Source organism: Pseudomonas sp. TE3644 (genome assembly GCF_056278815.1).
Genome location: NZ_JBWBQF010000001.1, coordinates 3,460,362 through 3,484,286, shown reverse-complemented (window position 1 = coordinate 3,484,286; position 23,925 = coordinate 3,460,362). Strand labels below are relative to the sequence as shown.

General features: G+C 65.9%; 15 protein-coding genes. 8 read left to right on the top strand and 7 right to left on the bottom strand.

Annotation, left to right across the window (positions count from 1 at the left end; all coding sequences use genetic code 11):
• Positions 1-51 precede the first annotated feature (51 nt).
• Complete coding sequence (locus ACZ9GA_RS15180; protein ID WP_027977629.1) at positions 52-429, top strand: response regulator; 378 nt, start codon at positions 52-54, stop codon at positions 427-429.
• 123 nt (positions 430-552) lie between these two features.
• Here the strand turns inward: ACZ9GA_RS15180 and ACZ9GA_RS15175 are convergent, their stop codons facing one another.
• The 3 genes from ACZ9GA_RS15175 to ACZ9GA_RS15165 form a co-directional block, all read right to left on the bottom strand.
• A complete protein-coding gene (locus ACZ9GA_RS15175) occupies positions 553-2,268 on the bottom strand; it encodes an ATP-binding protein (RefSeq protein WP_457361899.1) in 1,716 nt (571 codons plus the stop codon).
• On the bottom strand, positions 2,265-3,770 hold the full coding sequence (locus ACZ9GA_RS15170) for an ATPase domain-containing protein (protein WP_457361900.1): 1,506 nt from the start codon (positions 3,768-3,770) through the stop codon (positions 2,265-2,267). The genes ACZ9GA_RS15175 and ACZ9GA_RS15170 overlap by 4 nt, the downstream gene beginning before the upstream one ends.
• An 86-nt stretch (positions 3,771-3,856) precedes the next feature.
• Entirely contained in the window at positions 3,857-4,915 is a 1,059-nt protein-coding gene (locus tag ACZ9GA_RS15165) for a tetratricopeptide repeat protein (RefSeq protein WP_457361901.1), read from the bottom strand.
• A 514-nt stretch (positions 4,916-5,429) separates the two neighbouring features.
• Here ACZ9GA_RS15165 and ACZ9GA_RS15160 point away from each other — a divergent pair.
• Both ACZ9GA_RS15160 and ACZ9GA_RS15155 read left to right on the top strand, forming a co-directional pair.
• Positions 5,430-6,698: a hypothetical protein gene (locus ACZ9GA_RS15160; protein WP_457361902.1), complete on the top strand. Its 1,269-nt coding sequence runs from the start codon at positions 5,430-5,432 to the stop codon at positions 6,696-6,698.
• Positions 6,699-7,361: 663 nt separating this feature from the next.
• Complete coding sequence (locus ACZ9GA_RS15155; RefSeq protein WP_457361903.1) at positions 7,362-7,628, top strand: DUF3077 domain-containing protein; 267 nt, start codon at positions 7,362-7,364, stop codon at positions 7,626-7,628.
• 532 nt (positions 7,629-8,160) lie between these two features.
• Here the strand turns inward: ACZ9GA_RS15155 and ACZ9GA_RS15150 are convergent.
• The 4 genes from ACZ9GA_RS15150 to ACZ9GA_RS15135 all read right to left on the bottom strand — a co-directional run bounded on the left by ACZ9GA_RS15150 (position 8,161) and on the right by ACZ9GA_RS15135 (position 15,467).
• On the bottom strand, positions 8,161-9,582 hold the full coding sequence (locus ACZ9GA_RS15150) for an efflux transporter outer membrane subunit (RefSeq protein ID WP_457361904.1): 1,422 nt from the start codon (positions 9,580-9,582) through the stop codon (positions 8,161-8,163).
• Positions 9,579-12,758: an efflux RND transporter permease subunit gene (locus ACZ9GA_RS15145; RefSeq protein ID WP_455925952.1), complete on the bottom strand. Its 3,180-nt coding sequence runs from the start codon at positions 12,756-12,758 to the stop codon at positions 9,579-9,581. Before ACZ9GA_RS15145 ends, ACZ9GA_RS15150 begins: the two co-directional genes overlap by 4 nt.
• A gap of 13 nt (positions 12,759-12,771) precedes the next feature.
• Positions 12,772-14,007, bottom strand: a complete 1,236-nt coding sequence (mexE, locus tag ACZ9GA_RS15140) for a multidrug efflux RND transporter periplasmic adaptor subunit MexE (protein WP_457361905.1) — start codon at positions 14,005-14,007, stop codon at positions 12,772-12,774.
• A gap of 629 nt (positions 14,008-14,636) precedes the next feature.
• Entirely contained in the window at positions 14,637-15,467 is an 831-nt protein-coding gene (locus ACZ9GA_RS15135) for an oxidoreductase (protein WP_457361906.1), read from the bottom strand.
• Positions 15,468-15,772: 305 nt separating this feature from the next.
• Between ACZ9GA_RS15135 and ACZ9GA_RS15130 the strand changes: the two genes are divergently transcribed.
• The 5 genes from ACZ9GA_RS15130 (at position 15,773) to ACZ9GA_RS15110 (ending at position 23,193) form a co-directional block, all read left to right on the top strand.
• Positions 15,773-16,963 carry a GGDEF domain-containing protein gene (locus ACZ9GA_RS15130; protein ID WP_457361907.1) on the top strand — a complete coding sequence of 397 codons (1,191 nt, stop codon included), beginning with the start codon at positions 15,773-15,775 and terminating at the stop codon, positions 16,961-16,963.
• A gap of 495 nt (positions 16,964-17,458) precedes the next feature.
• Positions 17,459-18,073, top strand: coding sequence for a transcriptional repressor LexA (gene lexA / locus ACZ9GA_RS15125; protein ID WP_027977640.1), 615 nt, complete (start codon positions 17,459-17,461; stop codon positions 18,071-18,073).
• A complete protein-coding gene (imuA, locus tag ACZ9GA_RS15120) occupies positions 18,073-18,690 on the top strand; it encodes a translesion DNA synthesis-associated protein ImuA (protein ID WP_457361908.1) in 618 nt (205 codons plus the stop codon). The genes lexA and imuA overlap by 1 nt, the downstream gene beginning before the upstream one ends.
• Positions 18,691-18,697: 7 nt before the next feature.
• Entirely contained in the window at positions 18,698-20,113 is a 1,416-nt protein-coding gene (locus ACZ9GA_RS15115; protein WP_457361909.1) for a Y-family DNA polymerase, read from the top strand.
• On the top strand, positions 20,089-23,193 hold the full coding sequence (locus ACZ9GA_RS15110; RefSeq protein ID WP_457361910.1) for an error-prone DNA polymerase: 3,105 nt from the start codon (positions 20,089-20,091) through the stop codon (positions 23,191-23,193). Before ACZ9GA_RS15115 ends, ACZ9GA_RS15110 begins: the two co-directional genes overlap by 25 nt.
• The last annotated feature ends 732 nt before the right edge of the window (positions 23,194-23,925 follow it).

Sequence of the window (23,925 nt, the reverse complement as noted above, 5' to 3'; positions counted from 1 at the left end):
TGGCGGCCACGGTCACATAGGCAGCCAACCAGAAAGTACATAGGCGTTACCATGAGTGAAGATGCACAAGACGTAGTCCTCATCGTCGAGGATGAACCCTCGATTTTGATGGTGTTGTCCGATTACCTGAAGGGCGAGGGGTACCACGTGCTGGAGGCCGAGAACGGCGCCCAGGCGTTCGAGATTCTGGCCCGCAAGCCGCACCTGGATTTGATGGTCACCGACTACCGCCTGCCGGGCGGCATCTCGGGGGTGCAGATTGCGGAGCCAGCGCTCAAGCTGCGCCCGGAGCTGAAGGTGATCTTCATCAGCGGCTACCCGCAGGAAATCATCGAATCGGGCAGCCCGATCGCGCGCAACGCGCCGATCCTGGCCAAGCCGTTTGACCTGGATACGTTGGGCGACAAGATTCAGCAGTTGCTGGTCTGAGGGTTTACGCCCACCACCGCGTCACCTGCATCGCGACCAAGGTCGGCTCCTACCACGGCCGGCGTAGGAGCCGGCCTTGGCCGCGATGCAGGCGACGCGGTGGCGGCTTGGAGCACTGGTGCCTCAGGCCTCGATCATCTCCCGCACCTTGGCCGTCAGCAGGTCAAAGGCAAAAGGCTTGGTAATCATCTGCATGCCCGGGTCCAGGAACCCACCGCGCACTGCCGCATGCTCGGCGTAGCCGGTGATGAACAGCACCTTGAGCCCGGGCCGCAGCTGCCGGCCGATCTCGGCCAGTTGCCGCCCGTTCATGCCGCCTGGTAGCCCCACGTCACTGATCAGCAGGTCGATGCGCTGGGGCGAATTGAGCAGGGGCAGGGCGCCCGCCGAGTCGGCGGCTTCGATCCAGGTGTAGCCCAGCTCACGTAGCACCTCGCACACCAGCACGCGCACGGCGCTGTCATCTTCCACGATCAGCACGGTTTCCCCCGAGCGGGCGCGCAGAGACCCGGTGGCGGGGGCGTCAGCTTGTTCCGGCAATTCGCCCTTGAAACGCGGCAAGTACAGGCTGACCGTGGTGCCCTTGCCAATGTGACTGTCAATCGCCACATGCCCGCGCGACTGCTTGGCAAAGCCGTAGATCATCGACAGGCCCAGGCCGGTGCCCTGGCCGATGGGTTTGGTGGTGAAGAACGGGTCAAAGGCGCGGTTGATCACGCTCTGGGGCATGCCACAGCCATTGTCGCGCACGCTCAGGCACACGTAGTCGCCCACCGGCAGGCTGCTCTGGCCGTGGGTGAAGCGCGTATCCAGGTGCTGGTTGTGCGTTTCCACTACCAGCTCGCCACCGTTGGGCATGGCGTCGCGGGCATTGATCACCAGGTTCAGCAGCGCGCTTTCCAGCTGATGCGGGTCGGCCTCGGCCACCCACAGGTCGCTGCCCAGTTGCATGTCCAGGCGAATGCTTTCGTCCAGGCTGCGTTGCAGCAGTTCATCCATCGCGACTACCAGACGGTTCACCTGCACCGCCTGGCTGTCCAGTGACTGGCGCCGGGAGAAGGCCAGCAACCGGTGGGTGAGGCCGGCGGCGCGATTGGCCGAACTCACGCCCAGCTCGATCAGGTTATCCAAATCCTGGGTTCGGCCGCGGGCCAGGCGCCGGCGGATCATTTCCAGGCTGCCGATGATGCCGGTCAGCATGTTGTTGAAGTCATGGGCGATGCCGCCGGTCAACTGCCCCACGGCTTCCATCTTCTGCGCCTGGCGCAGGGCCTCTTCATTCTGGGTGATCTGCGCGGTGCGCTCTTCTACCTGCTGCTCCAGGGTCTCGTTGAGCTGGCGCAGGCGCTCCTCGCCCAGGCGCCCGGCGGTGAGGGCGCTTTGCAAGCGTTGCTGGCTTTCGCTCAGGTCGTTGAGGCGGTCGCGGGCTTCGTACTGGCGGCGGCGCCCGCGGATAGCGGTGTTGAGCAGGCTGACCAGCGCCACGGGGTGGAAGGGCCGTTCCAGGAAGGTGACGTTGCCCAACTGTTCGCCCAGGCGCAGGGAGGGCGGGTGGTCCGGGCCGCCGTGGTGGGTCATCAGCACGATGGGCAGGTCGGACCAGGCCGGCTGCTCGCGCAAGTAGTGCAATAGCGGCGCGAGGTCCGCATGGGTGATGGCCTCTTCGGCGATCACGGCCATGCCGGCACCGGCCTGCAGGTGAGTGCACAGGTCCGCAAGGTCGGTGGCGGCCACGCTGGTGAAGCCGGCTTCGGTCAGGATCGACTGGGCCACCTGGCTGTCACGCCCCAGGGGCGCGAGTACTATCGCGCGTTCCGGGGCCAGGGCTTGTGTGCTCACGGTTGGGGGTCCTTGAGCAGCGGATTGCTTTCGCCCACGTACGTGGGCACGCCGCGCAATACACCCTGGAAGTCATGCAAAGGGTCGCCGATGGTCATGCCTTGGCCATTGATCTTGTATTCGCGGATGGTTGCCTCGTGGCCTCCATAGCGTTTCTTGATCACCGACATGGCCCGGCGCACCTCGCCCAGGGCCTCGAAGTAACGCAGCAGAATCACCGTGTCGGCCAGGTAGGTGAGGTCCACCGGTGCCTTCATGTCGCCCACCAGCCCTTGCTGGGCGACGGTCATGAACGTGGCGGCGCCGCGACGGTTGAGGAACAGCAGCAGCTCGTGGATGTGCATCACCGGCGAGCCTTCGTCGATCATGGCCGCCTGGTAGCCGTTGATGCTGTCGATGATCACGGTCTTGATCTGGTGTTCGTCAACCTTGCTGCGCACCCGGTGGGCGAACTCGCCGGGTGACAGCTCGGCGGCGTCCACCTGCTCCACGATCATCGCGCCGCTGGCCTGCATGGCTTCAAGATCGATGCCCAGGCAGCGCATGCGCTCAAACAACAGCCCCAGCTCTTCGTCGAAAATGAACAGCGCGACCTTCTCGCCACGGGCCACTGCTGCGGCGGCAAAGACCATGGCGATCAGCGATTTGCCGGTACCGGCTGGGCCCAGGATCAGGGTGCTGGAGCCGTTCTCGATACCGCCGCCCAGCAGCGCGTCCAGCCCGCCAATGCCGCTGCTCAGTTGCGAACGCTCGTATTGAGCGCGGTGTTCGGCGGCCACCAGGCGCGGGAACACCTGCACGCCGTCATGGTGGATGGTGAAGTCGTGGTAGCCGCCGCGGTACTTCTGGCCACGGTATTTGATGATGCGCAGCCGGCGGCGTTCGGCGCCGTAGTCGGGGGCCTTTTCTTCCAGGCGGATCACGCCGTGGGCGATGCTGTGCAGGGTCTTGTCCAAGGGTTCGCTGGTCATGTCGTCGAGCAGCAGCACGGTTGCGTTGTAGCGGGCGAAGTAATGCTTGATGGCCAGGATCTGCCGACGATAGCGCAGCGAACTCTGGGCCAGCAGGCGCACCTCGGACAGGCTGTCGAGCACCACGCGGTCAGGCTGTATGCGGCCCACCACATCGAAAATCTGCCGGGTGGCCTCGCCCAGTTCCAGGTCGCTGGAGTACAGCAGGCTCTGTTGTTGCTGGGCGTCGAGCAGCATCTCCGGTGGGGTCAGTTCGAACACGTTGATCTGTTCGTCCAGGGTCCAGCCGTGGGAGCTGGCGCCCTCGCGCAATTCGCGCTCGGTCTCGGACAGCGTTATGTACAGGCAGCGCTCGCCCGCTGCCGCGCCGTTGAGCAAAAACTGCAGTGCAACGGTGGTCTTGCCCGCGCCAGGCTGGCCTTCGAGCAGGAAAATATGTCCACGGCTGAGACCGCCGACCAGAATGTCATCCAGGCCAGTAATACCGGTGGCCGCTTTCGAGGTGATCAATGCGCAGTCCTCATGTGGCATTCAGGGCGCACAGGGGCCGGGCAAAAAAGCCGCTGCGCCTACTCTGGACAGCGGCCGGTGGTGGCAGTTCCGCCCTTTGTGGCGGGCTACAGCCCTTGTTGCAGGGCGGGGTCGTCGGGGTTCTGCTGCTCCAGTTCCGCCAGCAGCACCTGCACGTTCTGCAACTGCCCGGTCTGTTTCCAGTAGTCAATCAGCAAGATCCGCGCCTTGCGGTTGGCCGGTTGCCTGCGCAGTATCTCGTCCAGCTGGCGCTGGGCGGCGTCCACCTGGTCCAGCTGATGCAGGGTCACGGCCAGGTCGTAGCGGTAGCTGCTGTTGTCCGGCTCAAGTTCGGAGGCACGCGCCAGGGCCAGCAAAGCATATTCGCCCTGGCCGTGGCGGATCAGCCACTGACCCAGTTCATGTTGCAGCATGGCCGAGTCGGGGTGGGCGATCAGTTGCTCGGCCAGCAGTTGGCGGGAGGCGTCGTTCTGGCCCTGTTTCTCCAGCACCCGCACTTGCACGGCCACGGTTTCCAGGTCACCGGGTTCAAGGGTGCGGGCGTGCTTGAGCACCGTCAGGGCCTGGGTGTAGTCATCGTCGTACAGGTAGATTTTCGCCAGTTGCAGTTGCCCGTCGGCGTCGTCCGGGGTGCTGATCAGGGCCTGCACGTACTCATCCAGCACCGCCTCCAGGCGGGCGAAATACAGGCCCACGTCATCGGGTGACAGGCCCAGCAGCGCGCGGGCGGCGTGGAAGCGGATGTCCTGGTCGTCATCGTCCAGCAGCGGGCCCAGCAGCAGGCTGCGCTGGGCATCGGGCACCAGCCGCGCCACGGCATCGATGGCACCGTGGCGCACCAGCAGCTCCTGGCTGTCCTTGAGGTCGGCGGTCACCAGCTTCAGGGCCTGGGGGCTGGGGTAATTGGGCAGCTCGGCCAGCAGGCTGATGCGGCGGATGGGCGACAGGTCGCTGCGGCCCAGTTGCTGGTACAGCACCCGTGCGGCGCCGGGTTGGCCGTTGTGGGCGCGCTCAAGGGCGGTGGTAAAGCTGTGGCGCAGCGCCGGCTCCGAGGGTTTGGGCGTGGGGCGGGTGAGGTGCCAGCCGACCGCCACCACGACGAACAGGCACAGTAACAGGCACAGGTTGCGGAAAAGCTTGGGCATTGAGCAGTCCGTAGCGCAGCGGGCTTTTTGCAGGGGGTGTCAGCTTGGGACAGGAGGGGGGTGGGAGTCAAACGGGGGTGTTGGGGCTACCAGGTGCATGCCGATGTTTTTGGGGTATTCATGCGATCGCGCGCCGCCCGCGCGGCGCTTCGCGGCCACAGGCGGATGGCCGCTCCGCCGATCCTACCGTTTGTTTCGGGCCAGTTATGCCAGTGATATCTCCCGGGACCGCCTTGTTGGCACCCACGCAGACCGGCAGTGAAAAAACAAAGCGGTCCCGGGAGATGCCACTGACAAAATTGGCCCGAAACAAACGGTAGGAGCGGCCTGTGGCCGCGAAGCGCCGCGCGGGCGGCGCTCGATCTCAAGAACGCCAAAAAACCCAAGACATGCACCTACCAAAAACCCCAAAACATGCACTAAAGGCCCCCACCTGTCACTTCTCCCAGGTTACACCCCCCACGATTAACCCAATGATGTGAACTCCATTGAACCTCACCCAAGGAGGCACATCATGCCTACCCTCAAAACCCCAGGCACCCTGGACCCTGATTTCAACGCGGGCGCCGCGCAAACCATCTACCCCAGCGGCATCGCCGACGCTGCCCATTCGATGCTGCCGCTTGCCGATGGCGCCCTGCTGGTGGCCGCTGCCAGCAGCGCCTCCAGCAACTTCTCCATCAACCGCATTAACGCCGATGGCAGCCTCCCGGCCCCCGAAGCTTTCGGCAACCAGACCAGCCCACGTGGGTATGGCTACCTGCTGGACAGCTTTGACGCCAGCCGTCCAACACCGCAGTTGCTGGGCTACAGCAGCGGTGAATTCCATGTGCTCAGCCTGCAGACCGATGGTGTGCACCTGGCGCGCTACACCGCCGCCGGCCAGGCAGTGGCGCGTCACCGCATAGGGTTCGAGGCCTTGCCCGAAGGCGCCGTGGCCCAGGGGCCGATGTTCAGCGCGGCGCAGGGCGAACGGGTGTACAGCGCCTTTACGGTGAGGCTGAGCACGGGCGATACCCTGGCGGCGGTGATGTGCTTTACCGCCCAGGGTCAGTTGGACGCGGCGTTCAACGGCACCGGGCTGGCGCTGGTGCAGGTGCCGGATGCGGTGACCCGCAACGGCCAGGTGCGCGGCCTGGGGGTGCAGCGCCACGGTGCCAACGCCGGCAAGTTAGTGCTGGCGGGAGGTTGGACGGCCAGCAGCACCGAGGAGGGGGCGTTTGTCACTCGCCTGTCGGTTAATGGTGAACTCGATCTGGCCTTTGGCGAGGCAGGTTTCGCCTGGGTCGAGGCCGACCAGTACCGTTACCTGCAATTGGTCGTCGACCCTGCAGATACCCTCAAGGTCTGCGGCTCGGTGCGCGACCGTGGTACCTCGCCGCGCACCCGTGAGGTGGCCATGGCCTGGACAGCGCAGGGTAAGGTTGATCAGGCCTTCGGTGGCGGCCGTGTGCTGCTGGAAACCATCCCGGTTGCCGGTGCCGAGGCGCGGGGCAAGGTGGTGTTCGATGCCCGTGGTGACGGTGAGGGGTATCGGTTGGCGTGCGTGAAGTACTTCAACACCACCACCTTGCGCCTGGCGGCGCTCAATGGGGCAGGGCAGATGGATCAGGCCATGGGGCGGGTGCAGGTGCGGCCGGGGAATATGGGTAATGATGCGGGTGGGGTGATCAGGCACGATCCCGAGGGGCGGATGTTGGTGGGGTGGGGGGTGTCGGTGTTTCGGTTGTTGGGGGATGTTGGGGCTACCAGGTGCCTGCCTATGTTTTTTGGGTGTTCATGAGATCGCGCGCCGCCCGCGCGGCGCTTCGCGGCCGCAGGCCGCTCCTACCGTTTGTTTTCGGGCCAGTTTTGCCAGTGGCATCTCCCGGGACCGCTTTGTTTTTTCACTGCAGATCTGTGTGGGTGCCAACAAGGCGGCCCCAGGAGATGCCACTGACAAAACTGGCCCGAAAACAAACGGTAGGAGCGGACCGTGTCCGCGAAGCGCCGCGCGGGCGGCGCGCGGTCTCAAGGGCACCACACAAACCAAGGCATGCACCTCTACGCCCCACCACAAATCCTGTAGCCGCTGCCGCCAGGCTGCGCTGGCCCGTGTGAACCCTGGAGATTTTCAGTGATGCACAGGGCCAGCGCAGCCTTCGGCAGCGGCTACGGGATTGGTTACATTTCTGTAGGACCTGGCGTAGGACAATTCTGATTTGCTCGGGTAGGCTTGTCCGGCCCGGGTCATGGCAATAACCTCCCTCGTGCCACTGTTTCCACGGTGGTCGGGTTTGGTAGCCCGGGCCTTTGATGTATGCGCATCTCCACTTGTGGTGGCTGTGCGCAGGGCACCTCGCGTGCGCCGGTTTTTCTTCGTTGGCCCGGTCTACCAACCTGCGTACAGCTGCCTCCCATCGTTTGGTAGCGATGTAGCGGCTTTTATTTCCAACGAGGATCTACCATGACATTCGAAGTCTTTTGCACCGCCACAACCCCTTTCGGCACCCACGGCGCCACCTCCGAACCCTTCTACACTGTACGCGCCGGCATCCCCTTGGAAGACGCCTTGTCGCAAATCTCCCTGCTGCTCAAATGCGCCGGCGAATCGGCCTATGAACTATGCGATTGCGAAGTGCAGGAGCGCGGCCTGCTGTGGTCGGCGCTGCATCAGATCGAAGCTGCGAAGGCGCTGACGGATGCGTTGATTGGCGGTGTTTCGGTGAATTGATGGTTTAACACCTGCAGGCCACCTAAACCTTGAGCCAGGCCAACAAGGCTAAAACCTCGGTGTGTCAGGCCATGGTGCGTTGCAACCAACGTGGGAGCGGGTTCTACCCGCGAAGCGCCGCGCGGGCGGCGCGCGGTCTCAAGAACGCCCCAAAAACCCAAGCCATGCACCCAAAGGCCCTAACGCAATCCCGTAGCCGCTGCCGCCAGGCTGCGCTGGCCAGTGTGAACCCTGAAGATCTTCAGCGAGGCATAGGGCCAGCGCAGCCTGGCGGCAGCGGCTACGCGATTGCGTTATGGCCGCCAGGTGCATGCCGTTGGTTTTGCAGTGTTCTTGAGATCGAGCGCCGCCCGCGCGGCGCTTCGCGGGTAGAACCCGCTCCCACGTTGGTTGCAACGTACCATGGCCTGTTGGACCGAGGTTTTAGCCTTTGTTTTTTCGGCTCAGGATATGCGTCACCCCACAAAAAAACCCCGCACAAAGGCGGGGCAAAAAAGGTCAGCCTAAAACCAACCAAAGGAGCTCTTTCATATCACTTGACCGACGCCACCGCCTGGCCCTTGTCCGGCACCTGCCAGCCGCCACCGAGGGCTTTGTAGATGGCCACGATGCCCCGGTACTGCTCAATCTCTGCCTGTGCCTGCGCGTCTTCCGCGCTCAACCGCTCACGCTCGGCATCCAGCAACACCAGATAATCCACCGTACCTTCACGGTATTGAATCGACGCAAGATCCGCCGCCGCACGGCTGGCTTCACTCTGCTTGTTCAACGACGCCAGACGCTGTTGCACCTTGCCGTAATCGCTGAAGGCATTTTCCGACTCTTCCAGCGCCAGCAACACTTGCTGCTCATAAGTGGCCAAGGCGCCCTCGGCATCGGCATTGGCACCCCGGATGCGCGCCTTCACGCTACCCAGGTTGAACGCAGCCCAGGTAATGCTCGGGCCCAACGACCAGGCATTGGCCGCCGCCGAACCAATCTGCGAGCCGCGTGCTGCGGTAAAGCCCAAAAAGCCCGACAGGCTGACCCGTGGGAACAGGTCGGCCGTGGCCACGCCCACATTGGCCGTGGCCGCCGCCAGTTTGCGCTCGGCGCTGCGCACGTCCGGGCGGCGGCGCAGCAGTTCGCCCGGATCACCGATGGGAAGGGCCTTGGAGATGGCCGGCAGTTTCGCCGGGCTCAGGTCCACGCTCAGCTGGTCGGGGCGCTCGCCCAGCAAGGTGGCGATGCGGTTGCGGGCACGCACTTGCTGGGCCTGCAGTTGCGGCACGGTGGCTTCGACGCCGGCCAGGCGCGCGTCGGCGCGCACCACGTCCAGTTCGTTGCCAACGCCGGCATCGCGCAGGCTGACGGTGATGGTGCGCGACTCTTGCTGGGTCTTGAGGTTGGCCCGGGCAATGTCTTCGCGCAGTTGCGCACCGCGCAGGTCGCCGTAGGCGTCCACCAAATCCGCGATCATGGTCACCTGCAACTGCTGCAGGTCGGCGCGGGCGGCGTCTTCCTGGGCGTCGCTGGCTTCCAGGCTGCGCTGGATGCGGCCGAACAGGTCCACTTCCCAGGCCATGTCCAGGCCCAGGTCGTAACGCTCCTGGTTGACCCGGTCGGTGGTCTGGCCGGGCACCTGGCCCTTGCCCACTTCGCTGCTGGCGCGGCTGGTCACTACGGGGAAGCGCTCGGTGTTGACGTCATCGCGGATGGCGCGGGCGGCTTTCAGGCGGGCAAAGGCCACGCGCAGGTCGCGGTTGCCTTGCAGTGATTTGCCCACCAACTGGTTCAGGGTGGGGTCATCAAACTGCTGCCACCAGATGGCGTCGAAATGACCGCGGTCGTATTGGGCGTCCTGGGCGGCGGCGATGTTGGCCGCCGCCGTGTCCGGGGTCTTGTAGTCCGGGCCCACGGTGCAGGCCGCCAGGGCCAGCACCAGCAGGCTGGGCATGAAGTGTTTCAGGCTCATGCTGGGGTCTCCAGGGTCAGAAGCTGGGCGGCCTTGCGGGCCTTTTTCTTTTCCACGCGGTTGCGGATCAGCACGAAGAACACCGGGGTCAGCAGCAGGCCGAAGAAGGTCACCCCCAGCATGCCGGAGAACACCGCCACGCCCATGGCATGACGCATTTCGGCACCGGCGCCGTGGGACAGCACCAGCGGCACCACGCCCATGATGAACGCGAACGAGGTCATCAGGATCGGCCGCAAGCGCATGCGGCAGGCTTCCAGCACGGCGGCCAGCGGGTCCAGGCCTTCTTCCTGTTTGTCCTTGGCAAACTCGACGATCAGGATCGCGTTTTTGCACGCCAGCCCCACCAGCACGATCAGGCCGATCTGGGTGAAGATATTGTTGTCGCTACCGGCGATGATCACGCCGGCGATGGCCGACAACAGCGTCATGGGCACGATCAGGATCACCGCCAGCGGCAGGCTCCAGCTTTCGTACTGGGCGGCCAGCACCAGGAAGGCCAGCAGCACGCACAGCGGGAACACGAACAGCGCGGTGTTGCCCGAGAGGATCTGCTGGTAGGTCAGCTCGGTCCACTCGTAGGTCATGCCGTTGGGCAGCTCGGCCTTCAGCAGTTTTTCAACCGCCGCCTGGGCCTGGCCCGAGCTGTAGCCGGGGGCTGCGTTGCCGCTGATTTCGGCGGTGACGAAGCCGTTGTAGTGCATCACCCGGTCCGGGCCCGAGGTGTCGCTGACCTTGATGAAGGTGGCCAGGGGGATCATCTCGCCCTGATTGTTGCGCACCTTCAGCTGGCCGATCTGCTCGGGCTCCAGGCGGAACTGCTGCTCGGCCTGAACGTTGACCTGGTAGGTGCGGCCAAAGCGGTTGAAGTCGTTGGCGTACAGCGAGCCCAGGTAGATTTGCAGGGTGTCGAAGATGTCGCTGATGGCCACGCCGTGGGTCTTGGCTTTTTCACGGTCGATGGCGGCATCCACCTGCGGCACGTTGACGGTGTAGCTGGTGAACAGGCCTGCCAGTTCCGGCACGCTGCGGCTCTTGTTGATGATGTTCTGGGTTTCGGTGTACAGCGCGTCGTAGCCCAGGTTGCCACGGTCTTCGATTTGCAGGCGGAAGCCGCCAATGGTGCCCAGGCCCTGTACCGGCGGCGGTGGGAAGATGGCCATGTAGGCGTCCTGGATGGCGGCGAACTTGCCGTTCAGGGCGCCGGCGATGGCGGCCGCCGACTCGCTGGGGTCACGGCGTTCGTCGAAGTCTTTCAGGGCCACGAAGACGATGCCGTTGTTGGGGCTGTTGGTGAAACCGTTGATTGACAGGCCCGGGAAGGCGATGGCGTTGGCCACGCCCGGCTGCTTCATGGCGATGTCCGACATCTGCTTGATGACGTCTTCGGTGCGGTCAAGGCTTGCGGCATCGGGCAGTTGTGCAAAGGCTACCAGGTACTGCTTGTCCTGGGCCGGGACGAAGCCGGTCGGGGTGTTGGCAAAGCCCAGCCAGGTCATGCCGATCAGGCCGGCGTACACCACCAGGGCGACGCCGCTGCGGCGGATCACCCGGCGCACGGTGCCCACGTAGCCATGGCTGGCCTTGACGAAAAAGCGGTTGAACGGCGCGAACAGCCAGCCGCCCAGCAGCTTGTCGAGCACCTTGGAGAAGCGGTCCTTGGGCGTGTCGTGGCCTTTGAGCAACACGGCCGCCAGGGCCGGCGACAGGGTCAGCGAGTTGAACGCCGAAATCACTGTGGAGATGGCAATGGTCAGGGCGAACTGCTTGTAGAACTGCCCGGTCAGACCGCTGATGAAGGCCGCCGGCACGAACACCGCACACAGCACCAGCGCCGTGGCAATGATCGGCCCGGTCACCTCGCCCATGGCGCGCTTGGTGGCGTCCACGGGGTTGAGGCCCAGCTCGATGTTACGCTCGACGTTCTCCACCACCACGATGGCGTCGTCCACCACGATACCGATGGCCAGCACCAGGCCGAACAGCGACAGCGCGTTGAGCGAGAAGCCGAACAGGTGCATCACCGCAAAGGTACCGATCAGCGACACCGGCACGGCCACCAGAGGGATGATCGAGGCGCGCCAGGTTTGCAGGAACAGGATCACCACCAGCACCACCAGAATCAGTGCTTCGAACAGGGTGTGGATCACCGCCTCGATGGAGCCGCGCACGAAGATGGTCGGGTCATAGACGATGCTGTAGTCCATGCCTTCGGGGAAGCTCTTCTTGAGTTCGGCCATCTTGGCCCGCACTTCATTGGAGATATCGATGGCGTTGGAACCCGGGCGCTGGAAGATCGGGATGGCCACCGCCGGCTGGTTGTTGAGCAGCGAACGCAGGGCGTACTGGCTGGAGCCCAGTTCGACGCGGGCGATGTCCTTCAGGCGGGTGATTTCGCCGTCGGCACCGGTGCGGATGATGATGTTCTCGAACTCTTCCTCAGTGACCAGACGGCCCTGGGTGTTGATCGACATCTGGAAGCTGGTGGCGCTGGGCGAGGGCGGCGAGCCCAGTTGCCCGGCGGCCACTTGGCGGTTCTGCTCGCGGATGGCGGTGACCACGTCGGTGGCGGTCAGGTTGCGCGAAGCGGTCTTGTTCGGGTCCAGCCACACGCGCAGGGAGTAGTCGCCCATGCCGAACAGTTGCACGTCGCCGATACCGCCCAGGCGCGCCAGCTCATCCTTGATGTTGAGGATGGCGTAGTTGGACAGGTACAGCATGTCGTAGCGTTTGTCGGGCGAGGTGAGGTGCACCACCATGGTCAGGTCGGGGGAGGCCTTGTCCACGGTGATACCGATGCGCGTCACCTCTTCCGGCAGCTTGGGCTCGGTACGCGTCACTCGGTTTTGCACCTGCACCTGGGCATTGTCCAGGTCGGTGCCCAGGGCGAAGGTGATGGTCAGGGTCAGCTTGCCGTCGGCGGTGGACTGCGAGGACATGTACAGCATGTTCTCGACACCGGTGATGGCCTGCTCCAACGGCGCGGCCACGGTTTCACCGATGACCTTGGGGTTGGCGCCGGGGAAGTTGGCGCGCACCACCACGGTGGGCGGCACCACTTCGGGGTATTCGCTGATGGGCAACTGGAACAGCGAGATCGCGCCGCCGATCAGGATCAGCAGCGAGAGCACGGCGGCGAAAATCGGCCGCTGGATAAAGAATTGGGAAAATTTCATCGGTCTGTTCCTGTTAGCCGCGTGGCGTGGCGACGCTGGCCAGGTTCACGCTGGCAGCGGCGGCGGGCTTGTTGCTGGCTTGCAGCGCGCGCAGCTGTTCGGCCAGGGCGGCGAGGGTAGCGGGGCTGGCCATGGGCGCGTCCTGCGGGTCGACCTGGGCGCCGGGGCGCACGCGCTGCAGGCCGTTGATGACGATGGTGTCGTCCTTGGCCAGGCCCGAGCGCACGATACGCAGGCCTTCCAGTTTCGGGCCCAGTTCCACGGTGCGGTAGGCGGCCTTGTGGTCCTTGTCCACCACCAGCACGTACTTCTTGCCCAGGTCGCTGGCCACGGCTTCGTCCTTGATCAGCACGGCGTCGTAGGTGCCGCTGCCCACCAGTTTCAGGCGTGCGTACAGGCCCGGGGTGTAGCTGCCGTCGCGGTTGTCGAACACGGCGCGGCCGCGGATGGTGCCGGTCTTGGGGTTGACCTGGTTGTCGACGAAGTCCATCTGGCCCAGGTGCGGGTTGCCGTCTTCGTTGGACAGGCCCAGGTACACCGGGGTGGTGGCGCCGCGCTCGCCCTTGCGTGCCAGTTGGCTGTACTTGAGGTACACGCGCTCGTCGGCGTCGAAGTAGGCGTACACCTTGTCGGTGGACACCAGGCTGGTCAGCGGCGTGACGTCGGCAGTGACGATGTTGCCGGCGGTGATTTCGGCGCGGCTGACGCGGCCGGTGATGGGCGCGGTGACGCGGGTGAAGCTCAGGTTCAGTTTGGCCAGGTCCAGTTGCGCCTGGATGGCGGCCACGGCGGCGCGCGATTCCTGGGCGGTGCTGGTGCGGGTTTCAGCCAGCTCGGTGGAAATGGCGTTGCTGGCCCGCAGGCGTTCGCCGCGCTGGGATTCACTTTCGGTGCGGGTGGCGGTGGCGCGGGCCTGTTGCACTTGCGCTTCCAGGCGGCGCACCTCGGCTTCGAACGGCCGTGGGTCGATCTGGAACAGCAGGTCACCCTTCTTCACCAGGGCGCCTTCGGTGAAGGCCACCTGGTCGATCTGCCCCGACACACGCGGGCGTACTTCAACGGTTTGCGGCGCCTCCAGGCGCCCGGTGAACTCATCCCACTCGTTGATCGGCTGTTCCAGCACCTTGGCCACGGTGACCTTGGGCGCGGCTGGCGCCTGGGCCACCTCGGGGGCACGCCCGCAAGCACTCATCACCACGACCGCGAGGGCGGCCAGAGGGAAGCGTAGATGTTTGATTGACTGTTCCATGGGGCACGTCCACCACTGTATTGAGAATGGGCGGAGTGTGTGCGTTGGGGGGTGGTATCGACGAATCGAATGGGGCGAAGGTATATATCATTCACAATGATATTAGAGTGCCCTGGAGGCTCTGGGATGGGGGTTTCGTAAGCTTGCTATCGATTTTGCTGATGGGGCTTGCATTATCCCCAGCCATGCACCAAGGCTAAGACCTCGGTGTGTCAGGCCATGGCGCGTTGCAACAAATGTAGGACCGGCCTCTGGCCGGGAAGCGCCGCGCGGGCGGCGCACGGTCTCAAGAACGCCACAGCAACACCGACATGCACCTCCACCAGACGCCGCCGACCCTGTAGCCGCTGCCGCCAGGCTGCGCTGGCCTGTGTGAACACTGGAGATCTTCAGCGGGGCTTAGGGCCAGCGCAGCCTGCGGCAGCGGCTACAGGGATTGCGTCAGGGCTGCTAGGTGCATGTCGTGGGTTTTGGGGCGATCTTGAGATCGCGTGCCGCCCGCGCGGCGCTTCCCGAGGTTCCCAGGATGGCCTGCCCCGTCGGTCCCACATCTGTTTCGGGCCAGTTATGCCTGTGCCATCTCCTGGTCCGCCTTGTTTGTTTGGCTTGAGAGGGCGGTGCGGCGGTTTTTAGAAGCCTGTTCCTGCTGACACCGCTTCCCATTCGTCGATCTCTGCTTCCAACGCTTTGAGCTTCGCACGCACCAGTTGCAGCGCATCCTGGCCTAGCAATAAGTGCCGTGGCGCCTTGTCGGCATTTATCAACGTCAACAACGCCTGCGCCGCCTTCTGCGGATCCCCCGGCTGATGCCCGCTGCGCGCTTCGCGGGTCTGGCGGATGGGGTCGAACAGGGCGTCGTAGTCAGCAATGCTGCGATGGGTACGCACCATCGACCGCCCCGCCCAGTCGGTGCGGAACGAACCCGGTGCCACGGCCGTCACTTTCACCCCAAGCGGCTCCACCTCCTGGGCCAGGGATTCGGAAATGCCCTCCAGGGCGAACTTGCTGCCGTGGTAATAGGCAATGCCCGGCAGGGTCATCAGGCCGCCCATGGAGGTGATGTTGATGATGTGCCCGCTGCGCCGCTCGCGCATGGCGGGCAGCACCGCTTTGATCATGGCCACGGCGCCGTAGACGTTGACGTCGAACTGGCGCTGCAACTCTTGCAGCGGCGACTCCTCCAGGGTGCCCTCGTGGCCGTAGCCGGCGTTGTTGACCAATACATCTATGGCGCCGTGGCGGGCGAGCAGGGCGCTGATGGCCGGCGCGATGGCGGCGAAGTCGCTGACGTCCAGCAGCACGCCGTGGGCGAGGGTGGGGTGCAGTTGTTCGAACTCGGCCTTGGCCTGGGCGTTGCGCAGGGTGCCGATAACGGTGTGCCCGGCGGCCAGTGCCGCCTGGGCAAAGGCACGGCCGAAGCCCGAACTGACGCCGGTGATCAGGAAGGTTTTTGTGCTCATGGCCTGTCTCCTGGAAAAGGGTGTAGCAAGGCTAGACCCGGCGGGCTCCGTTGCGTAGACCTAAACCTGCGACGCTTATGCCTGATCCTGTCCTCTTGAAAACCGCGATGCAGGCGACGACGCCCTGTAGCAGCTGCCGAAGGCTGCGTCATGCTCAACACGGTGCATCAGGCATACCGTGCCGCCCGTGACGCGACCTGTCGGCCGCTGCTACAAATGGGAGCAGCTACAGTTGTTGGTTGTAAAAGCTTGCAACCAAGATGGCTTATTGCTATCTATCGATGAGGCAGTGTCGCGGGGTGCGTGTGAACAGGTTTGAAAGTCTGACCCAATTGGTCGACAACAGTGACAGTGTCTATACCCGTCAGCGCTTGCGCGGGTTCCCCTGGTTGCGTTTCGAGCCTGCGCTGGAGCAGGAATATCGCGAAATCAACTACCAGGGTTTTCAGCGTACCCGCAACGGCTCGGCGCTGTTGCTGATGGTGGCGCTGCTGGGCTTTCTGAGCCTGGATTTCTTTTACGCCTACGGCGCGCACTTTCCCGTGGCGTCGTATTTTGCCATCGGCACGCGTGTGCTCACGATCGTGTTTGTGCTGTTCGGCTACCGCCAGGTGCGTCAGGAATCGCAGGTCGCCACCGGGCAGCGCTGGATAGTAGCGGTGCTGGGGGTCACCAGCGCCACCTCGGTGGGCATCATGCTGCTGTACGCCCATTACCACCGCGAATTTCAGTTGCCGCTGCTGCTGGACGCGGTGACGCTGCTGTTCATCACCGTATTGTTCCCGGTGGGCCTCAGCGTGCACGTGGCCATGGTCATGGCGCTGCTGATCGCCCTGGTCAGCTGGACCCTGACGCCGTGGGTGGCCGGGCCCTTGCTGGACCAGCAATACGCGGCCTTCATGCCGATCCAGGTGTCATCGCTGGTGGCGCTGATGGCGCTGCGCTACTTCCACGAGCGCTCGTTTCGTACGCTGTTCCTGTTGCGCGGCTCGCTGCATGCCATGGCCAGCACCGACGCCCTGACCGGGCTGTACAACCGCCGTGCCTTCGAAACCCTGGGCCGTCGTGCCTTGGCGCAGTCGACCCGCGAGGCGCACCTGTGCGTGCTGATGCTGATCGACGTCGACCACTTCAAACACTACAACGACCAGCACGGCCACCCGGCCGGCGACCGTGCCCTGCAGGCCATTGCCGAACGCCTGGGGCGCTTCCCGCGCCGGCCGCTGGACCTGGCGGCGCGGTTGGGCGGTGAGGAATTCGTGTTGTTCTTCGCCGACGTGGACCGTGACTTTGCCCGGCGCATTGGTGACGAGGTGCGCACGGCGGTGCAGGCGCTGGGTATCGTGCGCGAGCATGCCGATGATGTGCTGACGGTCAGCGTCGGCGTGGCCCTGGCTGTGCCGGGGTGCACCCCGGATGAGCTGTATCAGCGGGCGGACCAGGCGATGTATCGGGCCAAGAAGGAAGGGCGCAACCGGGTTTGCGTGGGGGCTTGAAGCGGCCCCTGCGGTGCCATGCCCTGCACCAAGGCTGACAACGCCGATCCCACAGGCCATGGCACGTTGCAACAAATGTAGGAGCCGGCCTTGGCCGCGATGCGCCGCGCGGGCGGCGCGCGATCTCAAGAGCGCCAAAAAAACCCAAGACATGCACCCAGATGCCCTGACGCAATCCTGTAGCCGCTGCCGCCAGGCTGCGCTGGCCTGTGTGAACGCTGGAGATCTCCAGTGAGGCATAGGGCCAGCGCAGCCTCACGGCAGCGGCTACGGTTCGTGGTGGGGCGTAGAGGCGCATGCCTTGGGGCCTTGTGGCGTCCATGAGATCGAGCGCCGCCCGCGCGGCGCTTCCCGAGGTTCCCTCGGTCCCACATCTGTTTCGGGCCAGTTATGCCTGTGCCATCACCTGGTCCGCCTTTGTTTGTCTGGCATGAGATCTCGGGCGCCCCCCACACGACCAACCGCACTTGCACCCCCATCCCGCATAGAGTACAAATGTACTCCATGACAACACTATCCCCCAAACGCAGCGCCATCCTCACCTTTATCCGCGATCGCATTGCCGATCACGGCCAGCCGCCGAGCCTGGCGGAAATCAGCGAGGCCTTCGGGTTTGCCTCGCGCAGCGTGGCGCGCAAGCATATCGTGGCCTTGACCGAGGCCGGTTTCATTGAAGTCACGCCCAACCAGGCGCGCGGCATTCGCCTGGCGCGCAGCCAGCGGCGCCCCGAGTTGCTGGAAATTCCGGTGCTGGGCCGGGTGGCGGCGGGGCGGCCCATCGACCCCGACGTGGGCGTGCACGACCACATGGTGTTCGATGCGCGCATGTTCGCGCGCACGCCGGACTTCCTGCTGCAGGTGGCCGGTGACTCGATGATCGGCGACGGCATTCTCGACGGCGACCTGGTGGGCGTGAAACGCCAGCACGATGCCCGCAACGGCCAGATCGTGGTGGCGCGCCTGGACGGCGAAGTGACCATCAAGCGCCTGGAACTCAAAAGCAACAGCGTGCGCCTGATGCCGCGCAACCCCGACTATGAGCCCATCGTGATCGACGCCGAGCAGGAGCTGGTGATCGAAGGCATCTTCTGCGGCCTGGTGCGTCGCTGATGGGCGCGGTGGTCAGCCTCGAAGGCCTGCTCGACGAGCGGCGGGTATGGAAGGGCCGCGCCCAGACCCAGCCCGTGGCCGCCCAGCCCACCGGGCATGGCGCGCTGGACCGGGCCTTGCCCACCGGCGGCTGGCCACCGGCCGCCCTCAGCGAAATCCTCATCCCCTGTGCCGGCAGCGGCGAGCTGCGCCTGCTATGGCCCACCTTGGCGCGCCTGACCCAGGCCGGCGAGCGCATCGTGCTGGTGGCGCCGCCGTTCATTCCCTACCCGGCGGCGTGGGAGGCGGCGGGTGTCGACCTGCGTCAGCTGTCGGTCATCGACGCCCAGGGCACCGAAGCCCTGTGGGCGGCCGAGCAGTGCCTGCGCTCGGGCAGTTGCGCGGCGGTGCTGTGCTGGCCGCAAACGGCGGACGACCGTGCCCTGCGGCGCTTGCAGGTGGCGGCCGAAACCGGCCAGACCCTGGCCTTCGCCTGTCGCCCCCGGCAGGCGGCCAACAACCCCTCGCCGGCGGCGCTGCGCATTGCCATCGACCTGCGCCCGGCGCAATTGCGCGTGCTCAAGTGCCGCGGCGGGCTGGCGCCGGCCGCGCCGCTGGCCTTCAGCGCGAGCGCCTGAGGTTGCCATGCTCTGGGCCTGTATCCTGTTTCCACAGCTGGCGCTGGACAGCGCCCGGCGCCGTCGCGAAGACCCCGACGCGCCCCTGGCCCTGATCAGCGGCCCCACCCAGCGCCGGGTATTGCAGGCCGTGAACCCGGCCGCCCGGGCCCTGGGCCTGCGCCCGGGGCAAACCCTGACCGCCGCCCACGCCCTGAGCCGCGACTTCACCACCCAGGAACACGACCCGGCCGACATCGAGCAATGCCAGCAGTTTCTGGCCGCGTGGGCCTACCGCTTCAGTTCTCAGGTCAGCCTGCATTACCCCCGTGCGCTGTTGCTGGAAGTCGAATCCAGCCTGGGCCTGTTCGGGCCCTGGCCGCAGTTCGAGGCGCGCCTGCGGACCGAACTGGTGGCGCTGGGCTTCAGCCACCGCATCACCCTGGCGCCCAACCCGGTGGCGGCGCGCATGCTCGCCAATGCCCATGACGGCCTGGCGGTGCTCACGCCTGGGCAACTGCCGGCGGCCCTGGCGCCGTTGTCCATCGAGCGCGTGGGGTTGGCGCGGGACACCGCCACGGCGTTTGCGCGCATGGGCCTGCGCCATGTGGGGCCGGTGCAAGCCTTGCCGCGCGACACCGTGGCCCGGCGTTTCGATGCCGGTGTGCTGCAGCATCTGGACGCCTTGAGCGGGTTGCGCCCACTGGCCTTGCAGTTCTACACCCCGGCGGACTTTTTCGAGCAGCGCATCGAACTCAATTTCGACGTGGAATCCCATCAGGCCCTGCTGTTTCCCCTGCGCCGCCTGATCAACGACCTGGCCGCCTACCTGGGCGGTCGCGACAGCGGCGTGCAGCGCTTCACGGTGCACCTGGAGCACGCCGAAGGCGAGGACACCCTGGTGCCCGTGGGCCTGCTGGGCGCCGAGCGCGATGCCGGCATGCTTTTCGAACTGGCCCGTGGCCGCCTGGAGCCGGTGCAGGTCAAGCGTCCGGTGCGCAACGTGCGCCTGGTGGCCCGCGACCTGCCGCGCTTCGTGCCCACCCACCAGACCCTGTTCGACCAGCGCCCGCAGCAGTCCCAGCCCTGGGAGCAATTGCGCGAGCGCCTGCGCGCACGGCTGGGCGACGAGGCCATCAGCGGCCTGGCGGCCCGCGCCGATCACCGCCCCGAACGGGCCTGGCTGGCCGACACGCTGCTCAAAACCGTGCCCACGCCCGACAGCGCGCCACGCCCAGGCTGGCTGCTGGCCGAACCCCAGGCCTGGACCGACTGCGACCTGCGGGTGCTGGCCGGCCCCGAACGCATCGAATCGGGCTGGTGGGACGGTGGCGACGTGCGCCGCGACTATTACCTGGTGGAAACCGCTAGCGGCCAGCGCGCCTGGGCCTACCAGGCGGTGGGCGACGAGGGGCGGCTGTGGCTGCAGGGCTGGTTTGCATGAGCACTGCCTACGCCGAGCTGCACTGCCTGTCCAACTTCAGTTTCCAGCGCGGCGCCTCCAGCGCCCAGGAACTGTGCGAGCGCGCCAAACGTCATGGTTACGAAGCGCTGGCCATCACCGACGAGTGCACCCTGGCCGGCATCGTGCGCGCCTGGCAGGCGGCCAAGGCCTGCGAGCTGCCGTTGATCGTGGGCAGCGAGATGCGCATCGACAACGGCCCCAAGATCGTCCTGCTGGTGGAGAACCTGGCGGGCTACCAAAGCCTGTGCCAGCTGATCACCCTGGCCCGACGGCGCGCGGCCAAGGGCGAATACCAGGTGCTGCGTGAGGACTTCGCCCAGGTGTCGCTGGATGGCCTGCTGGCCTTGTGGGTGCCGGACAACACCAGCGACCTGGCGCCGGGGCACTGGCTGCGTGGGGTATTTGGCTGCGAGCGGCTGTGGCTGGCCGTGCAACTGCATCGCGGCGCCGATGACGCCACGCGCCTGCTGCAGTTGCAGGCCCTGGCCGGGCAATTGGGCCTGCGCGCGGTGGCCTGCGGCGACGTGCACATGCACGCCCGCGGACGCCGGGCGCTGCAGGACACCATGACCGCCATCCGTTACCACACCACCGTGGCCGAGGCCGGCCATCGCCTGTTCGCCAACGGCGAGCGGCACCTGCGGCCGTTGGCAACGCTGGCCGAGTTGTATCCCAGGGAGTTTTTGGACGAGTCAGTCTATATTGCCCGGCGCTGTGCTTTTCATCTGGGCCAATTGCAGTACCAGTACCCCCGCGAGCTGGTGCCCGAGGGCCGCACGGCCAGCCAGTGGCTGCGCCAACTGAGCGAGGAGGGCATGCGCTGGCGCTGGCCCCAGGGCGTGACCGCCAGCGCCCGCCAGCAGATCGACAAGGAACTGGAGTTGATCAGCGAGCTGGGCTACGAAAGCTACTTCCTGACCGTCCACGACATCGTGCGCTTTGCCCGCGAGCGCGGCATCCTCTGCCAGGGCCGTGGCTCGGCCGCCAATTCCGTGGTGTGTTTCGTGCTGGGTATCACCGAGCTGGACCCGGGGCGCATGAACATGCTGTTCGAGCGCTTCATCTCCAAAGAGCGCAACGAGCCGCCGGACATCGACGTCGACTTCGAGCACGACCGCCGCGAAGAAGTGCTGCAGTACGTGTTCAACCGCTACGGCCGCCGCCGCGCCGCGCTCACCGCCGTGGCCAGCAGCTACCGCGGCGCCGGGGCGATGCGCGACGTGGCCAAGGCCCTGGGCCTGCCCCCCGACCAGGTCAACGCCCTGGCCGATTGCGTGGGCCGCCACAGTGACCGCGTGCCGCCGGTGGGGCATTTGGGTGAAGCCGGTTTCGATGTGCAAAGCCCGGTGCTGCGCCGGGTGCTGGCCCTGACCAGCGAGCTGATGGGCTTTCCGCGCCACCTGTCCCAGCACCCTGGCGGCTTCGTCATCAGCGAACACCCGCTGGACACCCTGGTGCCGGTGGAAAACGCGGCCATGGCCGATCGCACCATCATCCAGTGGGACAAGGACGACCTGGACGCCGTGGGCCTGCTCAAGGTCGACGTGCTGGCACTGGGCATGCTCAGCGCGCTGCGGCGCACCTTTGACCTGATGCGCCGCCATCGTGGCCGCGACCTGACCCTGGCCACCATCCCTTCGGAGTGCCAGCAGACCTACGCCATGATCAGCCGCGCCGACACCGTGGGCGTGTTCCAGATCGAGTCACGGGCGCAGATGGCCATGCTGCCCCGGCTCAAACCGGATAAGTTCTACGACCTGGTTATCCAGGTGGCCATCGTGCGGCCCGGGCCGATCCAGGGCGACATGGTTCACCCCTACCTGCGGCGGCGCAACAAGCAGGAACCGGTGGACTATCCGTCCGAAGCGCTGAAAAAGGTCTTCGAACGCACCCTGGGCGTGCCGCTGTTCCAGGAACAGGTGATGGAACTGGCCATCGTCGCCGCCGACTACAGCCCCGGCGAGGCCGACCAGTTGCGCCGCTCCATGGCTGCCTGGAAACGTCACGGCGGCCTTGAGCCGCACCAGGTGCGCCTGACCCAGGGCATGCTGCGCAACGGCTACAGCGAGGCCTTTGCCCAGCGCATCTTCGAGCAGATCAAGGGCTTTGGCAGCTACGGCTTCCCCGAGTCCCACGCCGCCAGCTTCGCGCTGCTGACCTACGCCAGTTGCTGGCTCAAGTGCCACGAACCGGCGGCCTTCACCTGCGCGCTGATCAACAGCTGGCCCATGGGCTTCTACAGCCCCGACCAGCTGCTGCAGGACGCCCGCCGGCACCAGTTGCAGACCCGCGCCGTGGACGTGCGCCACAGCGACTGGGACTGCACCCTGGAACCCGATGGAGAAGGGCAGCCGGCCATTCGCCTGGGGCTGCGGATGATCCGGGGGCTGCGCCAGGAAGACGCCCAGCGTATCGAGCAGGCCCGCGCCGTGCGGCCGTTCGAGGACGTCAGCGACCTGTGCCTGCGCGCCGGCCTGGACCAGCGTGCCCGCGCCTTGCTGGCCGACGCCAATGCCTTGCAGGGCCTGGCCGGCCACCGCTTCCAGGCACGCTGGGCGGTGGCCAGCGTCGAGGCGCAGCTACCGCTATTCGCCGACCTGCCCAGCCGCCAGGACACCCCCGTGGCGTTGCCGGTGCCCAGCGTCGGTGAAAACCTGGTGGCCGACTACGCCACCGTCGGCACCACCCTGGGGCCCCACCCACTCACCCTGCTGCGCCCGCAACTGCGGCGCCTGCGCTGCTGCAGTTCGCAGGACCTGGCGGGCATCGACCATGGCCGGCACATCAGCGTGGCCGGCCTGGTCACCGGCCGCCAACGCCCGCAGACCGCCAGCGGGGTGATCTTCGTCACCCTGGAAGACGAGTTCGGCATGGTCAACGTAGTGGTCTGGAACGACCTGGCCGAGCGCCAGCGCAAGGCGCTGGTGGGGTCGCAGTTGTTGCAGGTGCATGGGCGGCTGGAGTCGGAGAGTGGGGTAAGGCATTTGATTGCGGGGAAGTTGACGGATTTGACGGGGTTGTTGGGTGGGTTGGATACGCGCAGTCGTGATTTCCAATAACCCGTAGCCGCTGCCGCAGGCTGCGCTGGCCCTGTGCCTCGCTGGAGATCTTCAGGGTTCACGCTGGCCAGCGCAGCCTGGCGGCAGCGGCTACGGTGCAGGTAGTGCGTAGCCGCTGCCGCAGGCTGAGCTGGCCCTGTGCCTCCCTGGGGATCTTCAGGGTTCACCCTGGCCAGCGCAGCCTGGCGGCAGCGGCTACGGTGCAGGTAGTGCGTAGCCGCTGCCGCAGGCTGCGCTGGCCCTGTGCCTCGCTGGGGATCTTCAGAGTTCACCCCGCCCAGCGCAGCCTGGCGGCAGCGGCCACGGTGCAGGTAGTGCGTAGCCGCTGCCGCAGGCTGAGCTGGCCCTGTGCCTCCCTGGGGATCTTCAGGGTTCACCCTGGCCAGCGCAGCCTGGCGTCAGCGGCTACGGTGCAGGTAGTGCGTAGCCGCTGCCGCAGGCTGCGCTGGCCCTGTGCCTCCCTGGGGATCTTCAGGGTTCACTCTGGCCAGCGCAGCCTGGCGGCAGCGGCTACGGTGCAGGTAGTGCGTAGCCGCTGCCGCAGGCTGCGCTGGCCCTGTGCGTCGCTGCAGATCTTCAGGGTTCACTCTGGCCAGCGCAGCCTGGCGGCAGCGGCTACGGTGCAGGTAGTGCGTAGCCACTGCCGCAGGCTGCGCTGGCCCTGTGCCTCGCTGGAGATCTTCAGGGTTCACTCCGCCCAGCGCAGCCTGGCGGCAGCGGCTACGGTGCAGG